18 protein-coding genes are annotated in these 20,689 nt (G+C 63.9%); 1 reads left to right on the plus strand and 17 read right to left on the minus strand.

The window, feature by feature from the left end; genetic code table 11:
- Positions 1–2: 2 nt before the first annotated feature.
- The 8 genes from Y706_RS0105635 to Y706_RS0105670 all read right to left on the minus strand — a co-directional run bounded on the left by Y706_RS0105635 (position 3) and on the right by Y706_RS0105670 (position 7,456).
- Complete coding sequence (locus Y706_RS0105635; RefSeq protein WP_028275816.1) at positions 3–1,106, minus strand: sugar phosphate isomerase/epimerase family protein; 1,104 nt, start codon at positions 1,104–1,106, stop codon at positions 3–5.
- Complete coding sequence (locus Y706_RS0105640) at positions 1,103–1,498, minus strand: C-glycoside deglycosidase beta subunit domain-containing protein (RefSeq protein WP_028275817.1); 396 nt, start codon at positions 1,496–1,498, stop codon at positions 1,103–1,105. The genes Y706_RS0105635 and Y706_RS0105640 overlap by 4 nt, the downstream gene beginning before the upstream one ends.
- A 73-nt stretch (positions 1,499–1,571) precedes the next feature.
- A complete protein-coding gene (locus Y706_RS0105645) occupies positions 1,572–3,134 on the minus strand; it encodes a GMC oxidoreductase (protein ID WP_043434989.1) in 1,563 nt (520 codons plus the stop codon).
- Complete coding sequence (locus tag Y706_RS0105650; protein ID WP_028275819.1) at positions 3,128–3,904, minus strand: TIM barrel protein; 777 nt, start codon at positions 3,902–3,904, stop codon at positions 3,128–3,130. Before Y706_RS0105650 ends, Y706_RS0105645 begins: the two co-directional genes overlap by 7 nt.
- A gap of 30 nt (positions 3,905–3,934) precedes the next feature.
- Positions 3,935–4,306: a nuclear transport factor 2 family protein gene (locus Y706_RS23840; RefSeq protein ID WP_043434991.1), complete on the minus strand. Its 372-nt coding sequence runs from the start codon at positions 4,304–4,306 to the stop codon at positions 3,935–3,937.
- Positions 4,307–4,312: 6 nt separating this feature from the next.
- Positions 4,313–5,149 carry a carbohydrate ABC transporter permease gene (locus Y706_RS0105660; RefSeq protein ID WP_028275820.1) on the minus strand — a complete coding sequence of 279 codons (837 nt, stop codon included), beginning with the start codon at positions 5,147–5,149 and terminating at the stop codon, positions 4,313–4,315.
- 3 nt (positions 5,150–5,152) lie between these two features.
- Positions 5,153–6,010: a carbohydrate ABC transporter permease gene (locus Y706_RS0105665; protein WP_243180780.1), complete on the minus strand. Its 858-nt coding sequence runs from the start codon at positions 6,008–6,010 to the stop codon at positions 5,153–5,155.
- 156 nt (positions 6,011–6,166) lie between these two features.
- On the minus strand, positions 6,167–7,456 hold the full coding sequence (locus Y706_RS0105670; RefSeq protein WP_028275822.1) for an ABC transporter substrate-binding protein: 1,290 nt from the start codon (positions 7,454–7,456) through the stop codon (positions 6,167–6,169).
- A gap of 228 nt (positions 7,457–7,684) precedes the next feature.
- On the opposite strand from Y706_RS0105670, the gene Y706_RS0105675 reads away from it, so the two are divergent.
- Positions 7,685–8,629 carry a LysR family transcriptional regulator gene (locus Y706_RS0105675; protein ID WP_028275823.1) on the plus strand — a complete coding sequence of 315 codons (945 nt, stop codon included), beginning with the start codon at positions 7,685–7,687 and terminating at the stop codon, positions 8,627–8,629.
- Between the two features lie 64 nt (positions 8,630–8,693).
- On the opposite strand, the gene Y706_RS0105680 is transcribed toward Y706_RS0105675, so the two are convergent.
- The 9 genes from Y706_RS0105680 to Y706_RS0105720 all read right to left on the minus strand — a co-directional run bounded on the left by Y706_RS0105680 (position 8,694) and on the right by Y706_RS0105720 (position 20,500).
- Complete coding sequence (locus tag Y706_RS0105680) at positions 8,694–10,172, minus strand: sugar phosphate isomerase/epimerase family protein (protein WP_028275824.1); 1,479 nt, start codon at positions 10,170–10,172, stop codon at positions 8,694–8,696.
- Positions 10,173–10,202: 30 nt separating this feature from the next.
- Positions 10,203–11,495 carry a C-glycoside deglycosidase beta subunit domain-containing protein gene (locus tag Y706_RS0105685; protein WP_043435023.1) on the minus strand — a complete coding sequence of 431 codons (1,293 nt, stop codon included), beginning with the start codon at positions 11,493–11,495 and terminating at the stop codon, positions 10,203–10,205.
- Positions 11,496–11,618: 123 nt separating this feature from the next.
- Positions 11,619–12,368 carry a hypothetical protein gene (locus tag Y706_RS0105690; RefSeq protein ID WP_253906700.1) on the minus strand — a complete coding sequence of 250 codons (750 nt, stop codon included), beginning with the start codon at positions 12,366–12,368 and terminating at the stop codon, positions 11,619–11,621.
- 829 nt (positions 12,369–13,197) lie between these two features.
- The gene (locus tag Y706_RS0105695; protein ID WP_043435026.1) at positions 13,198–14,676 is read right to left on the minus strand and encodes an HNH endonuclease signature motif containing protein; all 1,479 of its coding nucleotides are present in this window, start codon (positions 14,674–14,676) and stop codon (positions 13,198–13,200) included.
- A 76-nt stretch (positions 14,677–14,752) separates the two neighbouring features.
- Positions 14,753–15,061, minus strand: coding sequence for a phosphotransferase (locus Y706_RS0105700; RefSeq protein ID WP_028275828.1), 309 nt, complete (start codon positions 15,059–15,061; stop codon positions 14,753–14,755).
- Positions 15,062–15,120: 59 nt separating this feature from the next.
- Positions 15,121–16,029, minus strand: coding sequence for an NAD(P)-dependent oxidoreductase (locus Y706_RS0105705; protein ID WP_043434995.1), 909 nt, complete (start codon positions 16,027–16,029; stop codon positions 15,121–15,123).
- Between the two features lie 4 nt (positions 16,030–16,033).
- The gene (locus Y706_RS0105710) at positions 16,034–17,953 is read right to left on the minus strand and encodes a TRAP transporter large permease (protein ID WP_028275830.1); all 1,920 of its coding nucleotides are present in this window, start codon (positions 17,951–17,953) and stop codon (positions 16,034–16,036) included.
- 80 nt (positions 17,954–18,033) lie between these two features.
- Positions 18,034–19,065: a DctP family TRAP transporter solute-binding subunit gene (locus Y706_RS0105715; RefSeq protein WP_028275831.1), complete on the minus strand. Its 1,032-nt coding sequence runs from the start codon at positions 19,063–19,065 to the stop codon at positions 18,034–18,036.
- Positions 19,066–19,147: 82 nt separating this feature from the next.
- Positions 19,148–20,500 (minus strand): NAD(P)H-dependent oxidoreductase, encoded by a 1,353-nt coding sequence (locus Y706_RS0105720; protein WP_028275832.1) that lies wholly within the window; start codon positions 20,498–20,500, stop codon positions 19,148–19,150.
- Positions 20,501–20,689: the final 189 nt, after the last annotated feature.

A 20,689-nucleotide genomic window follows, 5' to 3' on the forward strand; every position in this document is an offset into this window, starting at 1 on the left:
TGTCAGCCGCGGACGGGCTGGGCGAGATGGCTGTTGAGGATGCGGCGGGCTTCTGAAGCGTCTGTGATCATGGCCGAACCGGCGTTGGCGGCCGCTGAGCGCTGGACGGCCTGCTCGCCGCGGATGATGTCGAACGGGTCCTGCCAGTTGTTCCAGTGCCAGCCTTCGTATTCGCTGGAGATTGCGCCGGAGTAGCCGTTCTCAACCAGTTGCCGGACAAGGCTCCGGACCGGCACCGAGGGCTCTTCGCCGGTCTCGTCGATGCCGAAGAACTTGCCGTGCACGTGGCGGACCCAAGGCATGATCTCCAGCCAGGTGTCCAGCGGTGCAGGACCGAAAAGCCCTGTTCCGTTGATGGCGAAGTCAATGCCAAGGTCAGGCCGGCCATTGCGGGCCGCCAGACCGATGAAGGCGCCGAAGCGTTCACCGTGAACCTTTTGCGTGTTTGGCGGTCCGTCGACGTAGAACCCATTCCACAGGTCAACCACCTGTCCGAGAAGTTCCTCCGAAGCACCACGGCGGCGGTAGGCCTCCAGCAGGGAGGGCGCAAAGCCGGTAACGGTGGCACCCCAGTCGGCGGTGAAGCCGAGCAAGGGGGAATTGAGTTTCTCGTAGCGGTCGCGAAGGGCCAGGACACGTTCGTGGGCGCCGTGCTGGTCCGCGTGGACTTCGAGGGCCAGGGTGACGCCGTACTTCTCGGCCACGGGCAGCAGGCTTTCCATGGCGTCCGGAGTCAGTGAGATCTGCACCCGGGCGATCGGGAAGCCGAGCCTGGCGGCTACTTCGATCTGCTTGCGCATGTATTCGACAAGCTCGTCATGGTTCATGAGCCGGTCGCGGCGGATACCGGTGTCAACGTTGACTGCGAGGGAGGTGGGGACCAGGTCAACCTCGGCCACAAGATCACGGAACTGGCCAACGAAGTTGTCATCGATCCGGTCCGGGAAGCCGCGCAGGCTGGAGAATCCGATGACTTCGAGCCCCGGGCCGAAGCCTTCGGCCGCCACTTTGCGGATCAGGCCATCGAGGTCGTACTGCCGGGCGTGGACGGCCCGGGTGAAGCTGTAAAGGGTGACGCCCTGGATCGGCGTGCCGAGGCTGGTCATCGCTGTGCCACCTTCATGGTCTTGGTGTCGTGCTCTTCGATGTGCAGCACGCCGTGGTCGGTGATGATGTAGGGGATGTAGAGCTTCAGGTCCACCCTGACCTCGTGCTCGGTCCGGCTGTCAGGGACGGGAAGGTCGCCCGAAAGGACTGCCGAGTCCAGCGGGAACCACCATTCGCCGGTCTCGTCCACGAGTTCCTCGAAGCTGAAAGTGCGGTTGTTCATGGTCCAGCGCAGTGAGCCCTCGGGGGCGCTGACGCCGTCCACTGTCAATGCAGCTCCAGCGATGCAGGAGCCCGGCAGGGCCCGGTACCAGGGGATGCGGACTTCGACGGCGGTACGGCCGTCCTGGGTGATCAGTGTTCCCTGCTCGATTATGCGGTCGGCGATCATCGAGACCTCCTTGTCTGCGGCATGCCTTGCCTGTGATTGAACGAAATAGCAGCGACATCGCACCACTTATTCATTATTTAGTCAGTCTATTGTCTGATTCAGACATAAGTAAAGAGCTGTTGAGTTTTTCTGTGAGTATCCGGGCCCCGCGCACTGCGAGCGCCACAGCGGTCAGCGTGGGATTGCATGCCGTGGCGGTGGGAATGACGCCGTTGCCGGCCACGAAGAGGCCGGGGACCTGCCACACCTGGCTGTCGGGCGAACACACGCTCTGGCCGTCGTCCCTTGCACCCATCCTGGTTGTGCCCTGGTAGTGAAGCGATGCGCCGGGCGGCATGACGAACGGACGCTCGTCGAGCGGCTCACCCACCGCCTTGCCCAGGCGGACAATTTCCTGCTTGGCGCGGTCCAGCACCTCGTGATCCCGCCGCGTGAGGCGGTAGTGGATGCGCATGGCGGGCATCCCGTACGAGTCGCGGACACCGTCGTCGAACGCCACCCGGTCCTCGCGCTGCAGATCCTTGGCGCAGAACAGGCCAAGCCCCACGATAGAGCCCGGGACAACGGGGTCATCGTCGGCCAAGGGAACCGGTGAGGCATCCAGTTGCATGATCTGGCCGTGGAAGGGCGCCCCGTCCGTGTAGGGAACCCAGGCAACTCCGCTCTGCTCACTGAGCGCGCCGTTGGCGGCTGCCCGGCCCTGCGGAGCGGTGACATCGCGCAGCCGGCTCGCGAACACTACCTGCGCCTGGTCGTTGAGGTAGCGGCCCAGGGCGTCGGGCCGGATCCCGGAAGCCCACAGCAGCTGCGGCGTGCGCAGGGCATCCGCACCCACCACAACGTAGCGGGCGGCCACCTGATGGGTGTCGCCGCTGCGGCGGTCCTGGACTTCGATGCCGGCCGCAGCGCCATCCTCCAGGAGCACACGCGTTACCAGCGACTCATCAAAGAGTTCAAACTGCGGATTTTCGCGGGTCACATCCCCCATCACGACGTCGGAACCTGACCAGACCAGGCCGCCGTCCTCCCGCCGGTGTACAGCAAGAGGCATGGGCTGGACGCGGTAGGCGGTGCCACGGCCCGCGTCCACGGCGGCGGCGAGTCGTTCCCGGACGAGGTCAGAGAACGGAGCCCCGTCGAAGGCGCGGGTGGTCACCCCCAGCAGTCGGTCGGCGTCGTCAAGAAGCTCTTCAAGGTCCGGCAGGAACGGAATGCGCTCTTTGCCGCCGGGGCGGGGGCAGGCAGCGGTCCAGTGGGCGGCCATGCCGCCCACGTTGCTGGACATGGCGGCGACGGGCATCCCGTCCTCGCCGGGGAAGGCGTAGCCGTCCTGCAGCAGGTAGGTTCCGGGCCTGGCCCGTCGCTCCCCGCTTTTGACCGCGCCGGGTGAGTTCACGGTTTCGGCACCTGCGCCGGGGCCTTCCGATGCCCGCTGCGCGAGGCTGCGGCGTTCAGGATCCTCAATGTTCTTGACGTGCGCCCCGGGTGGATTGCTGACCGTGGGGCCCACCTCGAACATGGCGATGGTGGCACCAGGGGCTTCCTCGCTGAGGATCCGTGCGTATGCCGCTGCCGTGGGGCCGCTGCCGACGATGGCGACGTCGACCGCAGCGGGATACCGGTTACCGCTCACCATCCCGCCACCAGTTCCTGGATGCGCCGGACGGACTTCGCCGAGTCGATCGTGGGGTAGTACTCGAGCCCGATGGGGCCGGCATACCCGCTGTTCCCCAGGTCCGTGAGCCGGGCGTGCCAGTCGATGGATCCCGAGCCGGGTTCGCCGCGCCCCGGCGCATCGGCGATCTGAACATACTTGATGAGGTCGCCGGCGTTGGCGAGCTCGGCGGCCACGTCCTCGCCCTCGACCGTGGAGTGGTAGAGGTCGTAGAGAACGCCGAAGTTGGGCGAGTTGACGCCCTTGGCGACATAGACGGCTTCCGAGGTCCGGTCCAGCAGGGCTCCCGGGTGGTCAACCCTGACGTTGACCGGTTCGAGGACCAGGGTGATGCCGGAACCCTCGATGTGCGCGACGCCTCGGGTGAAGATCTCGATCAGTTCGTCCAGCTGGTCCTGCCGCTTGCGCCCGCCGAATCCGGTACCGCTGCCCACTACCATCCGGGGGCAGCCGAGCTGTTGTGCCACTTCGACGCCGGCGTCCAGCCCGGTGTAGAAAGCATCGTGGTTGCGGGGCGGGATCATGAACTGCATACGCGGTTCCGCCAGTTGGGAGGTGAGCTGGACTCCGGTTTCCTCGAGTGCGTGCTTCAGGGCCGGGATGTCTTTGCCCGTTGGGCCCCACATTTCGACGGCGTCGAAGCCGGCTGCTGCCGCCGCGCGAACCCGGTCGGCAGCACTTTCGCCTGCTTCGGCGAACAAAAGGTCGATATTGGGCGAAAGTTGGAACATGGATGTCTCCTAGGGAATTGAGATGGTGGTCTAAAACATGGGGTGGTCGTGGACCGGGTCCTGGGGAACCGGCTGAAGCACGTCCCAGTGCTCAACAATCCGGCCGTTTTCGAAGCGGTAAATGTCTGTGACGGCGGCGTCGGGACGCCCGGGACCTGAAGCGCGTACATGCACCAACGCCAGGTCACCGTCCACCAGGATGCGCTGAACCTCGAACCGGGAGTCTGGCGATCCGTCGAACTTCGGCGTCAGCATTCTTACTGCCGCCTCAGGCCCGTCAGGAATGGTCGGGTTGTGCTGCCGGTAGTCCTCGGCCACAAGGAAGTCGAAGGCTTCACGCACCCGTTTTTGGGTGTAGAAGATCTCCACGAAGCGCTCGAACGCTGCGCGGTTGTCAACCATCGCGGGTCAGCCCTTCAGGCCGCCGGAGAAGCCCTGGATGAACCGTTTCTGCGCGAACAGGAACAGCGCCAGGATGGGAATCATGGAGACGATCACTATCGCGAAGATCGAGTTCCACTGGGAGACCAGGGAGCCGATGTAGTAGTACATGGCCACCGGCAGCGTCTGGTTGGCGGAGCCGCCCAGGAAGATCAGCGACGTGAAGAAGTCGTTCCACACGATGAGCCCGGCGAAGATGGTGACCGTTCCCGTGGCTGGGGCCATCATGGGGAACACCACCTTGGAGAAAATCTGGGATTTGCTCGCGCCGTCGATGGTGGCCGCTTCTTCGTAGTCCGTGCCGAGGCCGCGGAAGAAGTTTGCGTAGAGGAAGATCGACAACGGCAGGAGCATGCCCGTGTAGAGGATGATCAGGCCCCAAGCGGATCCGGTGAGTCCAAGGGCCCGTGCCCCCATGTAGAGAGGGACGGCGCCGAGTTGGCCGGGGAGGATGATGGCGATCAGGAAGAGGTAATACGCGCCCTTGCTCCAGCGTCGGGTGCTGCGGGAGATGACATATCCGGTGATGGAACCGAGTGCGATCAGCCCCACGATGCTGCCTGCGGTGATGATGGCGCTGTTGGCCAGGCCCATCACCACGTTGGAGTTTCCGGTGGCGGTGAGGACGTCGATAAAGTTGCTGAAGTCGGGGTTTGTTGGCGGAGCCAGGGCCGAGGTGGTGAACAACTCGCTGTCCGGCTTCAGGGCAGTTGTCACCAGGAAGTAGAACGGCGCGAGGAACACCAGGGCGAGCGCCCATAGGCCGACTTCGCGGAGCAGGGTGAGTTTGGTGTAGCGGAACATGGCTTAGTCCTCAGGGTTCGAACGCGTCAGCCGCTGCTGGAGAACGGCGAAGATCAGGATGATGGCGGCGAGCACCAGGGCCAGGGCGGCACCGCCCCCGAAGTTCCCGAGCGCAAAGGCCTGCTTGTAGACCAGCGTGGCCAGCGTTTCCGTCGCTCCGGCCGGTCCGCCGCCGGTGAGCGCCATGATGGGATCGAAGACGCGCAGCCCCTGGACGATTCCCAGCGTGGTGGCGATGGCGACGGCGGGGCGGATGGCGGGCAGCGTAACGTTGCGGAACCGCTGCCACAGATTGGCGCCGTCAATGGCCGCCGCCTCCTCCACTTCCACGGGGACACCGGCCAGGCCGGCCATAAAAATCACCATGGCAAAGCCGGTGGAAGACCAGACCAGCACCACCAGGACGGTCCAGATGGCCCACTGCGGGTCGGCCAGCCACGGCTTTGCCTGGTCGCCGGCGCCTATTGCCGTAAGGAAGGCATTGAGCGGACCGTCGAAGTCGAAGATGTATTTCCAGATGTAGGCCGTGGCTAGCGGGCTGAGCACCACCGGCATGAAGAAGAGGGTCCGGAGGATGTAGCGCGTCTTGACGACGCGGTTCAGGCCCAGCGCAATAACCAACCCGGCGATGTTGCCTAGGAGAACCGAGCCAAAGGCCAGAAAGAGGGTATTGGAGAGGGCTCCGAGTTTCGTGGGGTCCTTGAAGATGGCCTCAAAGTTTGTCCAGCCCGTGATTTTGAACGAGCCGATGCCCGTCCAGTTGGTAAAGGCGAAGAATCCGCCGATTCCGGTTGCCACGTAGTGGATGGCAAACACCAGGGCGATCCCGGGCAGCGCCCACCACCAGTGTCCGAACTGCATGGGCCCCCGCCGGGGACGGGTGTTCTCACCCGTCCCCGGCGTCCGCTTGCCTCGCCGGGGTGCTTCAGCTGCTTCGCTTTTCGGTTGCATCGTCGCAGTCATTGGTATTCCTTGCTTGTCCCTTTGAGTCGTCGGAACGTTGATGGTCAAGAACTGCTACTGATCCCAGGCCGCGTCCATGGCCTGCAGGACCTGGTCAGGGCTCTTCTGGCCGGTGATGATGCCCTGGACCCCCGTGGCCAGTGCGTCGTAGACGGCGGAATTCGGCCACTGGATGTTGGGCAGGGGGCCGTATTTGCCGTCCTTCATCAGGCCGCCGACGTTCTTATAGGCGCCGCCGTCGAAATCGTACTTGTCGAGTCCGCTGACCGGCAGGGCACCGTCGATTTCTGCGAATGCCTTGGTCTGCTCAGGCTGGGCGGCCCAGTCGAGGAAGGCCTTGGCAGCGTCCTTGTTCTTGGAGGCCGCGTTGATGGAGAAGGCGTAGTTTGCGCTGGCAAATACGTAGCTATTACCTGAGCCCTGTTCCGCCGGGAACGGCCGTACGGCGAACTGGGAGCCCCCAGCGGCGGACTGCAGCTGCTTCCAGCTTGGAGCCGGGATGAAGCCGCTCACGGACGTTCCGCTGGCAAGCCCCTTGGTGATGGCATCGAAGCCGCCGCCGGCAGCACCCTTCTGGAAGCAGCCCGCGTCCTTCAAGGTATTAACTGCTTCGAGGGCTGACTTCCAACCGTCCGAGCCGGCGAAGGTGGCTTCCTTGGCAGCGCGCTTATCGTTCCATTTCGGGTCTTCCGCGTAGACGCGCGAGGCTGCCAGGGACATCGCCATCAGCCCTGTGTTGGGAGGGGCTGATCCGGCAAGGGCAAAGAGGGATTTACCGGAGGACTCCAGAGCCTTGCACTGCTGCTGGAGGGAGGAAAAGTCGGCAGGGAAGCCACCGGCTGCAGTTGCAGCCGTCTCATTACTCACCAAGGCAGAGATCGTAATTTCCGTGGCCTGGCCGTACACCTTGCCGTCGGTTCCAAAGGTACTGGCGCTTCCCTCGGGGAGCAGTTGCTTCGCGGCATCGTCAAGCGGTTCAAGGAAACCTGCCTGGACGAGCGGCAGGATGCTGCGGCCGGTGCCGGAGCCGGGTGAGGTCACTACGACGTCTGAGGCGTTTCCGGCCTGGAGCTGTGTGCGCAGGGTCTGGTCGTAGGAGTCGTTCGGCTGAGGATTGAAGGTGATTTTCACGTTCGGGTGTGACTTCATGTAATTTTCTGCCAACACCTGGAAGGGGCTCTCGATGGTGTTGGATGTCGCGAAGGACAGTGAAAATTCCTGGGAACCACCCGAAGAGGAGCTGCTGCCGGTGGAGGCCGAGCAACCGGTAAGAATGAGTGCTGCGACGGTGGGGACGGCGAGGGCGCCGACCTTCAGGCCTGAATAGCGACGGTGCTGTGTCATGTCCAGCCTTTCTGACTTCATTGTCCAAAATCCGGGTGTCGTGACCCCGGTCACTCACAAGTATGCAGGAGATGTGCCTAAAAGACACATAAGTCTTTGCTATGACGGACATAAGTTTTACTGGGGTCCGCGGAAGGTCCATCCAGATCCCTGATGGCTTCGCCTCCGTTATTGATCCCGCTGATAAACTCCCTTGAAACGGTTCCACTTCCAAAGGATCGCTGCGCCGTGACGAAACATGTCCTGCTTTCCCGTCTCGACCTCAACCTGCTGATCTCGCTGGATGCCCTCATTACTGAGCGAAGCGTTACCAGGGCGGCCGAGCGGCTCCACCTCAGCCAGCCGGCGCTCAGCGCCTCGCTCGCCCGGCTCCGATCCCACTTCGGTGACCCGATCCTGGCCCGCCGCGGCAATGCTTACGAGCTCACCCCCTTCGCCCTCCGGCTCGCGGAGCACACCACCACCGCACTGGAGGCCGCACGCCGCGTCTTCGAAAGCCAGGCCACCTGGGAGCCCACAGAATCCGAGCGCGAGTTCTCCATCTACGGCTCGGATTACGGCTTCACGACCATTGGCCGGGTTGTTTCCGAGCTTGCAGCCGAGCGCGCCCCAGGTGTCCGGTTCCGGTTTATGCTCCACAATCCGATGGTGGTGGAGGATGCAGCCAATCGCCTTCGGTCGGTGGACGGCATGGTGATTCCCCACGGATTCCTCACCGGGCTGCCCTACCTGGACCTGTGGAGGGACGGGTGGGTGGCCGTGGTCTCCACGTCCAATGAAGCCGTCGGCGAGCAAATCACCATGGAAAACATCGCTGAACTTCCCTGGGTGATGACCTATCAGACGCGCTCAGCCTCAACCTCGGCGGAACGGCAGATCCAGCAGCTGGGCGTTGAGCCCCGCGTGGACGTGGTTGTTGAAAGTTTCCAGTCCTTGCCGCACTTTGTGGTTGGGACCAACCGGATCGCGCTCATCCAGGCGGCCCTGGTGCCGTTCGCCATGCGCGTGGGCGGGATTCGGATCCTGCCGCTGCCCTTCGATGCCACGCCGCTGGTTAATGCCCTGTGGTGGCACCCCGTGCACAACCGCGACTCCGAGCATGAGTGGATGCGGGGCCTCTTCAAAGAGGCTGCCGACATCGTGGCAGCCGCCGCTACCAAGGAAGCCCCTTAAATGCCTCGATGCCCGGCCGGCTAAACGGACGGGCATCGAGGCTATGGGACGTCGGTCTTTCAGGTCAGGCTGATGCCAGCGCCGTCCGCATGCTCTTGCGGATAAGGTCATGCTGCTTCCGCACCAGCAGCAGCGGATCCACCTCACCGAGCTCAGCGAAGGCATGGCCTTCCCATTCGCTGGACCAGTAACCGCGGTAGCCGCCTTCGACGAATACGCGGACCAGTTCCGGATAGTCGATGGCCGGCTCGTTGCCCTGCTCATCAATGTCGTAGAACTTCGCGTGGACGTGCATGATTTGCGGCATGATGTCAGCCCACTCCTTGGGGCTGACGTGGCCGTGCATGTTGAACGCAAGGTGGGCGAAGGACCCAAGCCGGGCAGGATCAAAGTCGCGTCCCCGCAGGTACGCAATGAACTCCTCCTGCCGCACCCGCATCGGTGCCTCAGTGCCCCAGATAGCCTGCAGCCTTTCCACAGCTTCATCGTCCAGCCCGGCACGGCGAACCGCGCGCAGGAGCGTGGGAGACATGCTGTGCATGGTTGAGGAGAAGTCAGCCACGAAGCCCAGCAGCGGTGAATCAAGCTCGGCGTAGACGTCGCGGACCTTCATGATCTCGGGCGAGTTGGGTCCCAGCGGTGCATGGATCTCGTAGGCAAGTTTGAGTTCGAGGTCCTCGGCGAGCGGCAGCAGCCGGCGAAGCAGCTCCGGCTTAGCGCTCTGGATGCGGACGAGCGGGAAACCGAGCTTCTTGGCGCCGTGGAAGAGTGTCTGCGTGAACTCGTACTCCTCGTCCGGGGTCATGTCGCGGTCACGGCGGCGTCCCATGTCCAGATTGGCGCCGAAGGAGCTGGCGGTGAAGCCGTGCTTGTCGAAGGCGCGCTGCCACGAGCGCACGAAGTCGTCAGTCACGTTGGGATAGGTAGGCAGGACCTGCGATGCCACAATCTCGATCCCGGGGCCGATGCCGAGCTCGGCGACGCGGTTCAGCAGGCCGTCGAAGTCGTACCAGCCTGCCCGGAATTCGGCGCTTGCCGAGTACAGGGTGAGCCCCAGCGAGAACGGATCATCCTCCGCTTTCGGCGGGGGCGGCGTGACCGCCGTCGTCAGTTCCGGTGCCGCCGCAGCCCTGTCCGTGACGGTCAGCTCCAACGTCTGGTCCACGAAGTTGGGAACGTACATGCCGGGACCGCCGTCCTGGCCGGGAGCAATCTGCATGTACGGCAGGCGCAGCTCACCGATGAGCCGGACGGTGTGCTGCTCGCCCACGGCAACAGGGCTCTCCGTTGTGGCGATAAGCAAGGGATGTTCCTGGAGGTACCAGAGAGTTTCGCTTTGGGCGGGCAGGTCCGGGAGCGCATAGCGGACACCACCCAGTTCCAGGGACAGGTTCCCGGCGGGGATATCCTGGCCGTCGACGGTGAGCCGCAGGCTGGAGACCGAGGAGAGCCACAGACTCCGGTACCACGGCAGGGTCAAGGCCAGCGCGAGACCGTCGGGATGGGTGCGGAGGCTTGCATCGTCAAGAAGTCCGTTTGGCATTGTCTCTCTTTACTGGGAAAAGGGGATGGGTCAGGTAAGTTCGCCGGTGATGCGGCGGATCAGGGCGTGTTGGCGCCGCACTTGCTCAATGGCACGCCATGGCGTGCGTTCGCCTTCGTATTCACTGGAGAGATAACCGGTGTAGCCGGAGTCCTTGAGGGCCTTGAGCACGGGCAGCCAGGGAATCTGCTGGTCTTCCAGCTGCTCGTTGATGTCGTGGAACTTCGCCTGGACGAACACCACATACTGGGCGATATCGGCGAAGTCGGCGGGGTCGACGCCGATGCCGTCGAGGAAGGCGGGCCGGGTCTCGCGTGTCTCACCTGCGCGCAGCGGAATGGGCCGGTCCTGGAAGATTCCGGTGTCGATGAGCAGGCCGAAGTTCTTGGTTCCGGTCCGTTCGATGAGGCCGATGTAGTCCTCGACGACGGGGTGCCTGATGGGCGTCGGCGAATGAATCTCCGGGCAGATGATGATCCCCAGCTCGTGGGCCAGATCAAGGGAGCGTTCCACGGATTCGGTCCAGATGGGGTCTGGGACCAGATCGCTGGACACCACGCCGATCTTGGGGCGCACGAAGCCGAAACCCAATTGGCTGGCAAGCCGCAGGTCCCGCTGCAGGGCCTCCGCACCCTCGGCGACAGTCATGGTGCGGCCCGGGTAAAGACGGGTGTCAATCCAGGAACCGTAGTTCGTCGGCTCCAGCGAATACTTCTCCAGCAGGCCGAACCAGTTATCGATCCAGGCCGGGGACGGTTCCGGATAGTTGGGAACGTGGCCCTCGCCGAGGATCTCGACGCCGGTGGCGCCCACGTCGGCGACTGCGGCCAGCGCCGTCTCAAGGTCCATCACCGTGCCGTAATCGCCCATAAAGCTGTAGAGGGAAACGCCGTAGCGGAAGGTACCTTCGCCGCCTTCCGGCGCGAGCGTCACCTTGCGGCTGGTCCGGTGAGTGGTGGGCTGGTGCTCGACTGGTATGTAGGACATCCGCAGCCGCAGCTCGATGGAGAGCTCGTGAACGCCCTGCGGCAGGCCGCCGTCGAGGGGAACGGTGACCACTGCCGCTTCCTCAAGGGGCCAGCGCACGCCTTCACTTTCCCAGAGCTGCTGCAGGGTGTAGGTCCGCCCGCCGAAGGTCCACAGCGGAACGTCAGGTCCGACGTCGACGATGCCGCCCACGCGAACGGCGATGCCATCGATGAGGGACGCCGCCATGCCCCGGTAGGAAGGCATCCGGACCCGGAACTGAAAGCCTGTTACACGTCCGCCGTCCGTTACGTTGCGGAAGCCGACGGACTGGATGAGGTCTCTTTCGAGAAGCATCATTGCTCACTCTCTCTAGGTGCAGAGTCCAGAGTAGCAATCATTCTGTCGCTTTTATACTTAAGTGAGCGCCTAACCGGCAAAACCTGCCAGGGGCTCGCCGGGCTGGCCGCTTCGAGGGCCTCAGTTCCTTTCGGCCCGTTCCGCGAGGACGCCGATGGCCAGAGAGAACCGGCCAGGTAACGGAGAAAGTGCCAGACGGAGCCAGATGGCGTCCGAGTACGCCTCGAACCGGGCTGGACTGACGCGCAGTTCCTCGGCCACGGCCAGCACCTGCGTGTGAGCCGTCAGATATCGTGCAGGCGTCATGCGGTTATTTCGTAGATGAAGCTCCAGATGGACGTCCAGGCCGGCCAGATCCCGGGCGGCCTCGTGTCGGGCCGTACTGTCGAAGTCCAGCAGTCCGGGCGCGATGTCGCCGTCAGGAACGATGATTTGCTTGTCGTAGAGGTCTCCGTGGGCCCATACCACCGGATCCGGTGCCGTCCGTATCAGGTTCATGGCCACTTGCTCTACAGCGGCGCGCAAGACAGCGCGCTGAGACGACAACTCGGGGACGTTTTCATTGTGCTGCAACCAGTCGTCCACCCGTCGACACACCTTCGCGGCTTCCCACTCTGCTGAACGGAGCGGAAGGCTGTCGAGAACGCCTCGTGCTGCTGGACCATGGGAGCCGTTCAGTTCCGCGACCCAGGCGCGCGACCATTTCTCCCATGCCCTGGCGAACGCTTCATCGCAGACGGCCGCTTCCACCCGGCCCAGCTCGTTCAGAGTCGGTCCCGGAATGGCGCTGAAAGCGATGACGTCCGCCTGGGAACTCTGACGAAGGATTCTGGGCGTTGTGAAGTTGCCGGCGTCCAGCAGGACGTCCATTTGTGCGCAGCGCTCGGCCGGTACGACGGCGCCCCCGGGCCCGAAGATCTTTATATAGCGGCCCTCGGCCCGGACGACGGCCTGGTGGTACGGCCAATACGAAATCAATTCCCCTGCTGCGCTTCCCCCCGCAAGGCGGGAAGTCCCGGATCGTCCAACGGGATAAGTTCGAACTGCCCGTGACGCAAGTAAGCTCCCCGGACGCCTGGCACTCCCGGCGTCCGGACCTCCAGTACAAATTCTCCTGGTGTCTTCTCTGGCCAAGCCCGCTGAACCAGCCAGGACGTGCCGGTAGCGTCGTCGGCAGACGCCGGAACGGCGGAGGGCCAATCCATGGAATCAATTCCATGGACCGGAGGAGATATCGGCGAGTGGTGCAACGCAGCAGATTGACGCGTTCCAGGCGTGCCGTGCCCCCGAACAGTAGACAGCCATGCTCCGTCCACCATGCCCCCTCTTCCCCATACGCAGGCTCTTCCGGCGCAGGCCGTTCGTGTGTCCAGCGTGAGCTTCAACAATGAGGGAGGGATGAAACGGTCATGAAGAAACTTTCATCAAGGCCTTCTTCCCCGTCCTCTCGGCGTCATACCTGCCATGATCGCCGCAGCAGGCAGGCCCGACGAATCCGTCCGGTGAGTCGAGATTGACCCGGACCGTGATGGGCGTGGGGACAGTGGCCTGAATCGCGCTGGTCCAGGCCGATCCGGCCTTTCAGGGTCACGGCGGAGGGTCGCGGCGGAGGGTCACGTCGGAGGCAGGGGTGCAGGCCAATAGCCGGCACATCCTTCGAACCTTTAATTGGACGGGGAGGGAAAGTGGCGCGCCGATCCTACGCCGCGATGAACAGCGCCCAGTCAGGAAAGGGATCCACGGGTAATGGCGGCCCGGTCTCTCCGGGTCCGACGGTCTCTCCGGGTCCGACGCCGCCGGCAAGTACGTCGAGTCCGGCAAGTACGTCCGGCCAGCCGGGCGGTTCCGACTCCCGGCCTTCACCCGCGTGGCCGAGTTGCTGCGGCCAGTGTGGTGGTTCCCAGTCTTGTTGTTCGCTGGGATAGGAGCGTCCCGCGGGTGAGATCCAGCCGGGTGGCTGGTCCCGGGTCGCGTCAACCGGCTTCCACGCTGTGGTGTGTCTGAGCCGGTGGTGCCGCCGGCATGGCTGGCCCAGGTTGGTGACGCCGGTGCGGCCTCCCTCGGACCAAGCCAACAGATGATCCGCTTCGTTATCCAGGGAATGGTTGTTACAGCCCGGAAAAGGGCACCGGCCGTCCCGAAGCCGCAACCATTGGCGCATCGCCTTCGGAACCCGGTAGCTGGTCCGTCCGATCTCCAGCGGCGCTCCATTGCGCGGATCGGTCAGCACACGCAGGAACGATCCGGCGCCATCCCCTACAAGCCGGCGGGCCATGCTCGGCGGAACGGGACCATACCCGTCCAGCGTGGCCGGTTCCGACTCGGCGCCCAAAAGAGACAGCACCGGCACGGTCACCAGGACCTGCGCCTTGGGTGACGGAGTTCCTTCCGCCACCCCCGCCAGCAGCCAGTCGGCGGCGACGTCCGCACGGAGCTGGGTCAGGGTCCGGGATTCATTCGGCTTCTGCAGGGCACGGGCCGCTTCCGTGGCACGGGACCATGCAGCCACTGCCACATCCGCAGTCAGATAGGCCGAGAGCCAGGCCATGCCGTCCCGGTCCGGCACATATTCCAGCCGACGGTCCTCCACACCCTTGCGGTGGCGGGCTTCGATGCTTACGGGATGGTGCAGCTCACGCCATTTGCGCGCTTTGGCCCGGAACCTGCCCGGCACCAGCTCCCCCGCGGGGCAGCCACGCGAGGCAAAGGGAGCTTCGGGGTCCAGGAAATGAGCCTCCAAACCAGCCGCCGCGGCGAGGTCCAGACCGGACGTTTCATCACAGATCACCCGCGCGTGTTGCCATGAAATGCTCCCTGCTTGCAGCGCAGACAGCGTCAGGGGCAAACCGGTGGTCAGGGTGGCTGACTCCGCCAGGAGTGCCGCGGCCGATCTTTCACTCACGGTCAGGACACAGGCCACCTCTGCTGTCACCGCCATTTCCTGGGCGGTGCGCTCCTCCGGGGAAATGGCTGGGGCCGCCATGGCAACGGCAGCGCGGGCATATCCGGCGGCGAAGTGCACTTTCAGGGCGGCCAGCCTGGCTTCCATGCTGGCGACCTCAGCCATACCGTCCAGGCACGCGTCCGCTTCGTCCCGAAGAGGGTCGGCGCCAGTCGAGGCCGCGTTCCCGGCTCCGCGACCGGCAAATGCAGACAACTTGGCAAGGGAGGCCTCCATGGCCTCCAACGTCTCCGCAGCTGCTTTGCCTTCCACACTCACAGCATATGAGGCGCCACTGACAATAACGCCGGCGTCAGAGTTGCAGGTGAAGTCCGTCATCCAGAATCTGCCTGACCCCGAACTTTCCTACGGCGAACATCCGCGGATTATCGTCGGAGTTGCTCAGCATGGCGGTGGACAGGATGAGGGCCCAACCACGCGCCCTCATCCAGGTGTCGCCTTCTACTGCGGAGCCGAAGGCGCCCATGAAGCGGTGGCGGGTGCCGGCGTCGAACATCAGCCACCCCACCGCAAGATCGACAGCCGGGTCCCCTGCCCCGACGTCGCCGAAATCGATGACGCCGGTCCATGAGTTCTTTCCTCGAAGCCGGTGGTGATCCATGACGCGCTGGCGTCCGAAAAGGGGCCAAGTAAGCGATCTTCACTGGAACGTGTAGCAGACTAAGGGAGGATGGTCCGGTATATCCCCGTGTGGTCCAAGTCGCCGTAGCCCTCCTCGATCATGAGTTCGAAGGCGTCTCGGAGGGTGTTAGCGAGCGGCAGGTTTAGCCCGCATGCCGTGGCGATCTCGTCTATGAAGTTCAGGTCTTTGAGCTGGTTTTTCGCTGACCCGCCACCTTCGAAGTCTTGGTCGATCCAGCGTCGTCCCTTCTGGCGAAGGACTTCTGAGTTGGCAAGACCGCCCGCCAGAACAGTTTGCACTTTCTCAAGGTCGAGTCCGGCAATGCTTGCAAGGGCCATCGCTTCGGCCAGGGCGGTTACCGCGGCGGCGACGACGATCTGGTTGCACGCCTTCACCGTTGATCCCGCGCCAGTTTTGCCAAAATGGAGGACTGTCGAGCTGTATAGCCTGAAGAGAGGGGTTAGTCGCTCCACGACTTCGGGCGGCCCGCCAACCATGATGCTCAGCCGCCCCTCTTCGGCACCGATGGTTCCGCCGCTAAGGGGTGCGTCCACGATTGTCACCCCCCAGTTGCGCAGGCAGTCATCGGCGAACTCTGCGACTGCCACCGGTGACACTGTTCCGTGAATCACGAGGACGGGGTGTTCGATGCCTGCGGTTTTCCATCCTTTCAATAGGCCGTCTTCACCGGGGAGTAGAGCTGCAACCTGGGGGAGATCGGGCAATACAGTCAGCACGACTTCACTTGCGGCGGCGGCCGGGGCGGCTACGACGGTGCCCCCCTCAATCCCACGGGCTTTTTCTGGTGTGCGGTTCCAGAGAGTAAGGGGAACCTGGCCGGAGAGGATATTTCGGGCGATCGGAGCTCCCATTGGTCCCGTGCCAATGAGGGCCACGGAGGCGTGGAAACCAGGCGTTTTGTTCTCACTTATTGTCGGTGTTGTCATGTGCTTAGAAAGGGATCAGTCCGGCGAGGGCGGGAAGGAAGGTGCTGAACCAGGGGACCGCCGCCAGCACGAGGAGTCCGAGGAACACGGCGATGAGGTACGGCCAGAAGTGTTTGAGGCTCTTCTCGACGGTTTCGCGGGCGGTTGCGCAGGCGACGTAGAAGCCGACACCTGCCGGTGGCGCGAAGGAGCCGATGCCCATGGCGATGATGAGCACCATGGCGTACTGCACGGGATTGACGCCGAAGTCGGTGGCGATCGGCAGCAGCAGCGGGGCAAAGATGAGGACAGCCGGCAGGCCCTCCAGCAGCTGGCCCATGATGATGAGCAGGATGATCGTGAAGAACATGAACAGGAGCGGAGAATCGCCGAGTCCAGACATGAGGTCGTGGATCTGCTGCGAGACGCCGGCGAGGGCGAGGGTCTGGGCCAGCGGCGACGCCGCGGCGATGATGAAGAGCACCATGCCCGCCGTCGTCGTCGTTTCGCGCAGGGTGTCGCCGAGGAGTTTCTTGCTGCCCCGCCGGTATGCGGCGGCCAGCACGAAGGCGTAGGCCACGGCGACCGAGGAGACTTCCGTCGGCGTTGCGAAGCCGCTCATGATGCCTACCACCATGCCCACGGGCAGGAGGAGGGTGGGCAGGGCGAAGAATGATGCTGAACCGCGTGCACGCCAGGTCGCCTTAGGGCTGGCGACGCCGCCCTGCTTGCGGGCCCGGAAGAAGACGAGCGCCATGACGACCAGCGCAAGGAACGCCGCGGGAACTAATCCGGCCAGGAACAGCGTGGTTGTGGAGATCGTCGTGATGGAGCCAAGGATCAGCAGCACAATGCTGGGCGGGATGGTTTCGCCCATGATGGCCGATGCCGACAGGACCGCGACCACCTCGCCGCGCGGGTATTTGCGCTCCTCGAGCATGCCGCGCATGGTGGTGCCGACGGCCGCGACGTCAGCGACCTTGGACCCGGAGATGCCGGAGAAGATGTACATGGTGACCACGACCACCTGCAGCAGACCGCCGCGCAGGTGGCCGATGAGGGCATCGACGAGCTTGGCCAGCGGCAGGGTGAGTCCGGCGGAGTTCATGACCGTGCCGGCCAGGATGAAGAACGGGATGGCCAGCAGCACGAACCCCTTGGCGCCCGAGGCCATCCCGATCGGAATGGCGCTGACATCGGAAATGCCGCCGAGGTACAGGTAGATTCCCGAAGCCAAGGCCAGGACAAAGGCGATGGGGAGGCCGAGGAAAAGCAGCAGGAACAGCACCGCGAGCACCACGCCCAGGAGGACGTTCGGCGATGCGTAGTAGAACAGGGGCGGGGCCAGCACGACGACGGCGACCATCGCCGCGGCGATGCCGGCGGCGGCCAGGACCGGCCGGCGGTCCTGCCGCCGGAGCTTGACGAGGGCGAACCACGCGATGAGCACCATGCCGATAGAGAAGGGCATCGAAACCCAGAAGACGGGCAGCTGCAGGATCGGGGTCTTTTCTTCGATCTGCTGGGCCAGGGTGGGCACGAAGAGGGCGAACGCACCTGCGCTCATGACGAAGACGAGCCAGTCGACCAGGGCGGCCAGGTAGGGCTTCCAGGTTGCGGGCAGGCGCATGATGAGGGCCTGCACCGACATGTGGGCACCCTTGGGGTACGCGATGGCTCCGCCGATGAAGGCAATGGTCAGGAGTGCAATTTCTGACACTTCCTGGGTCCAGAGCACTGAATCACCGGTGATGACCCGGACCGCGATGTTCAGCAGGATGACGACGAGCTCGGCGAGGATCGCCGCGCCCACGGTCCATTCGAGGGCCTTGTCGAGCCACGCGGCGCCGCTCCAGCCTTGCGGGACGTGACCGTGGTGCAGGATTTCTTCCGCGTCGGACGGAATGACCTCCTCGAGATCCTCGGGAGCGAGGGTGCGTTTCATGTTCTTCCAGACTGTCGACGTTGAGAGCGGGATGTTGGTGGGAGGGCCGGGGCGCCGCTGGCACCCCGGCCCCGGTGGGTTTACTTGGAGGCGGTGAAAGCAACGGCCTCGTCGAAGAATTCCTTGCCGATCAGCTCGGAGAACTGCGGGTAAAGGCTCTTGGAGGTGGCCTTGAACTCTTCGAGGCCAGTGGCGCTGAGCTCGTTGACCTTCATGCCCTTGCCCGCGAGTTCGTCCAGCTGCTTCTTGGACTGCTCTTCGTCGTAGGCGGTCTTGAACGTCGCCGTCTCGGTCGAGGCGTCGGCGAGGGCCTTCTTCTGGGCGTCCGACAGACCGCCCCACTTCTTCGACGACAGGGCGAGGACCCAGGCGTCGTTGATGTGGTTGGTCAGCGACACGTACTTCTGCACCTCGGAGAACTTATTGGTCCAAGGCACCTCGATCGGGTTTTCCTGACCGTTGATCGTTCCCGTCTGCAGGCCCGTGAAGACCTCGGAGAAGGCCATGGTGGTGGGGCTTGCACCGAGCTTCCCGAAGTAGTCGGTCCAGAGCGGATTGCCGGGAACCCGGATCTTCAGTCCCTTCAGATCCGCAGGCTTCTCAATGGGACGCACCGAGTTGGTGATCTCGCGGCCGGTCCGGGTGAGGAAGGACAATGCCACGGTATCCTTGGCTGCGAGCTTATCCTTCAACACTTGGCCCGGCTTCCCAGCCAGGAACGCCGCTTCCTCGGTGGTGTCCTTGAAGAGGTAGGGAATGCTGATGCCGTTCATTTCCGGCACCACCGAGGCGTACACCGAGGTCGAGAGTATGAGGGCGTCGAGTGAGCCGCCCTGCAGGCGCGTGACAGCGGCGTTCTGGTCCCCGCTAAAGCTCGTGCCGTTCGGAACCACCGTGACGATGACCGATCCGTTGGACGTCTTCTTGACCTCGTCGGCGAAGTGCTGGGCGGAAACGCCGACGGACGAGGTGAGCGGATCCGGGATGGACAGCTGGATTTTCGCCGGTGCGCCGCCGGACGCGCCGGGCGCTCCAGAGGCGCAGCCGGCGAGGAGCGAGGCGGCCAGGGTGCAGGCCAGCACTCCGGTGAGGGCGCGGGTCTTGGAATTCATGTGATGCCTTTCTTCGTTGGAAGGAGTCTGGTTCCGGAGGCGTGAAGTTCGTTGCCGCGCCCGGATGAGTGTGCGAAGAGCGTCAGGCAGTGAAGACGGATTCCGCGACGAGCGCTTCGGTTTCGCGGCGGAGCTCAAGGGCCTGGGACAGGGAGTCGTCAATGATGACATCGTCCCAGCCAACAATGTCGCCCTTAGCGACGTCGTTGCGCAGTTCCACGTGGTGGGCGAGCGCTACCGGCAGGGCGCCGGTTGCGACGGAGTGCCTGGCCGAAACCAGCTTTCCCCAGACCGTGTACCCGCCTTCGCCGTCGAGGAATTCACCTGCTTTGAGGTCCTTCTTCGCGGTCGCGACAACATCTCCAAAGAACCCGACGGGCGAACCTGTGGAGATCCCGCGGAGGACCGCGTTGGCGATGGACATGTTCAGCTCCAGGCCCACGTAGTGGTACGGGCGGTACAGGGCTGCGTACTGGCCGGTGGGGTCCGGGTGCCACGGGTATTCGTTGAAGCAGCCGGAAACGTATTCGTTCGTGGCTTTGACGACGACGAAGACGCCTTCCTGGGTGTTGTGGGGGATCCAGGTGCCGTCGCGGTTGACGCTGGACATGACGTCGACGCTGCCTTCGTGGGCGAGGGCTCCCCCGACGTCGGCGGGGCGGCAGATCGTGGCGATTTCTTCAACGTCGCCGGGTGTGAAGCTCAGCCCGTTGTCAGAGGGCACCAGCCCGGCGCTGTTGGCGACGGCGGCCATCTCGATGGCGGCCTTGGTGCCGTCGCGGAAGGAGGTGTGCATGTTGGGGTTCAGCTGGCCGGAATCGGTGAGTTCCTTGGAGAACTCCCAGTTCTCCCAGACGTTGTCCGGGTTCATTTCGTGATAGTGCTCAAGGTACTTTGCGCCTTTGCCGGCGCAGACAACGTCGAAGCCGCTGGTGCGGGCCCAGTCGACGAGTTCCATGATGAGGGCAGGCTGGTCGCCATACGCCATCGAGTAGACAACGCCGGCGGCTTCCGCACGCCTGGACAGGGCCGGGCCCGCCAGGGCGTCGGCTTCGACGGTGACCATAATAATGTGCTTCTTAGTTTCAATGGCACGCAGCGCGTGTTTCACACCGACGATGGGGTTGCCGGTGGCTTCCACGATGACGTCGATGTCGACATCAAAGAGCTCGTCCGCGTTGGCCACGATCGTCGTGGAGCGTTCCCTGAGGGCGGTGGCGATGTCCGGAGCGATCTGGTCCGTGGGCCAGCCGACGAGTGCGAAGGCGCCTTCCGCGCGTTTGACGTTGATGTCCGCGATGGCGACGACGTGGATGCCGGGGATGTTGTTGGCCTGGGCCAGGTACATGGTGCCGTAGCGGCCCGCGCCGATGAGGCCAACGCGGATGGGGCGGCCTTCTTGCTCGCGGTCGCTAAGAAGTTTGTGCAGGTTCATGGGGATCTCTCTGGTTGACATATCGCGTCGGAGAGGCCGCCACCTTAGAGGCGAGCAACTTCTTCGTCACAACGGGAGTTTTTGGGACCGGAGTGGAACCGGTTCCACTTTTGTACCATTTAGTGTTAGGCTGTGTCAACGGTCACACCGGAACACAATCGAAGGTTCCTCAGGCACGCATCCCAGGGC

Origin of the sequence: Arthrobacter sp. I3 (genome assembly GCF_000520575.1) — a bacterium.
Classification (GTDB): Bacteria; Actinomycetota; Actinomycetes; order Actinomycetales; family Micrococcaceae; genus Arthrobacter; species Arthrobacter humicola_A.

Excerpts from the sequence above, each read along its gene's own strand:
- Y706_RS0105635 (WP_028275816.1), bottom strand. The coding sequence starts at position 1,106 with ATGACCAGCCTCGGCACGCCGATCCAGGGCGTCACCCTTTACAGCTTC.
- Y706_RS0105640 (WP_028275817.1), bottom strand. The coding sequence starts at position 1,498 with ATGATCGCCGACCGCATAATCGAGCAGGGAACACTGATCACCCAGGAC.
- Y706_RS0105645 (WP_043434989.1), bottom strand. The coding sequence starts at position 3,134 with ATGGTGAGCGGTAACCGGTATCCCGCTGCGGTCGACGTCGCCATCGTC.
- Y706_RS0105650 (WP_028275819.1), bottom strand. The coding sequence starts at position 3,904 with ATGTTCCAACTTTCGCCCAATATCGACCTTTTGTTCGCCGAAGCAGGC.
- Y706_RS23840 (WP_043434991.1), bottom strand. The coding sequence starts at position 4,306 with ATGGTTGACAACCGCGCAGCGTTCGAGCGCTTCGTGGAGATCTTCTAC.
- Y706_RS0105660 (WP_028275820.1), bottom strand. The coding sequence starts at position 5,149 with ATGTTCCGCTACACCAAACTCACCCTGCTCCGCGAAGTCGGCCTATGG.
- Y706_RS0105665 (WP_243180780.1), bottom strand. The coding sequence starts at position 6,010 with ATGCAGTTCGGACACTGGTGGTGGGCGCTGCCCGGGATCGCCCTGGTG.
- Y706_RS0105670 (WP_028275822.1), bottom strand. The coding sequence starts at position 7,456 with ATGACACAGCACCGTCGCTATTCAGGCCTGAAGGTCGGCGCCCTCGCC.
- Y706_RS0105680 (WP_028275824.1), bottom strand. The coding sequence starts at position 10,172 with ATGCCAAACGGACTTCTTGACGATGCAAGCCTCCGCACCCATCCCGAC.
- Y706_RS0105685 (WP_043435023.1), bottom strand. The coding sequence starts at position 11,495 with ATGCTTCTCGAAAGAGACCTCATCCAGTCCGTCGGCTTCCGCAACGTA.
- Y706_RS0105690 (WP_253906700.1), bottom strand. The coding sequence starts at position 12,368 with ATGGACGTCCTGCTGGACGCCGGCAACTTCACAACGCCCAGAATCCTT.
- Y706_RS0105695 (WP_043435026.1), bottom strand. The coding sequence starts at position 14,676 with ATGGAGGCCTCCCTTGCCAAGTTGTCTGCATTTGCCGGTCGCGGAGCC.
- Y706_RS0105700 (WP_028275828.1), bottom strand. The coding sequence starts at position 15,061 with ATGGATCACCACCGGCTTCGAGGAAAGAACTCATGGACCGGCGTCATC.
- Y706_RS0105705 (WP_043434995.1), bottom strand. The coding sequence starts at position 16,029 with ATGACAACACCGACAATAAGTGAGAACAAAACGCCTGGTTTCCACGCC.
- Y706_RS0105710 (WP_028275830.1), bottom strand. The coding sequence starts at position 17,953 with ATGAAACGCACCCTCGCTCCCGAGGATCTCGAGGAGGTCATTCCGTCC.
- Y706_RS0105715 (WP_028275831.1), bottom strand. The coding sequence starts at position 19,065 with ATGAATTCCAAGACCCGCGCCCTCACCGGAGTGCTGGCCTGCACCCTG.
- Y706_RS0105720 (WP_028275832.1), bottom strand. The coding sequence starts at position 20,500 with ATGAACCTGCACAAACTTCTTAGCGACCGCGAGCAAGAAGGCCGCCCC.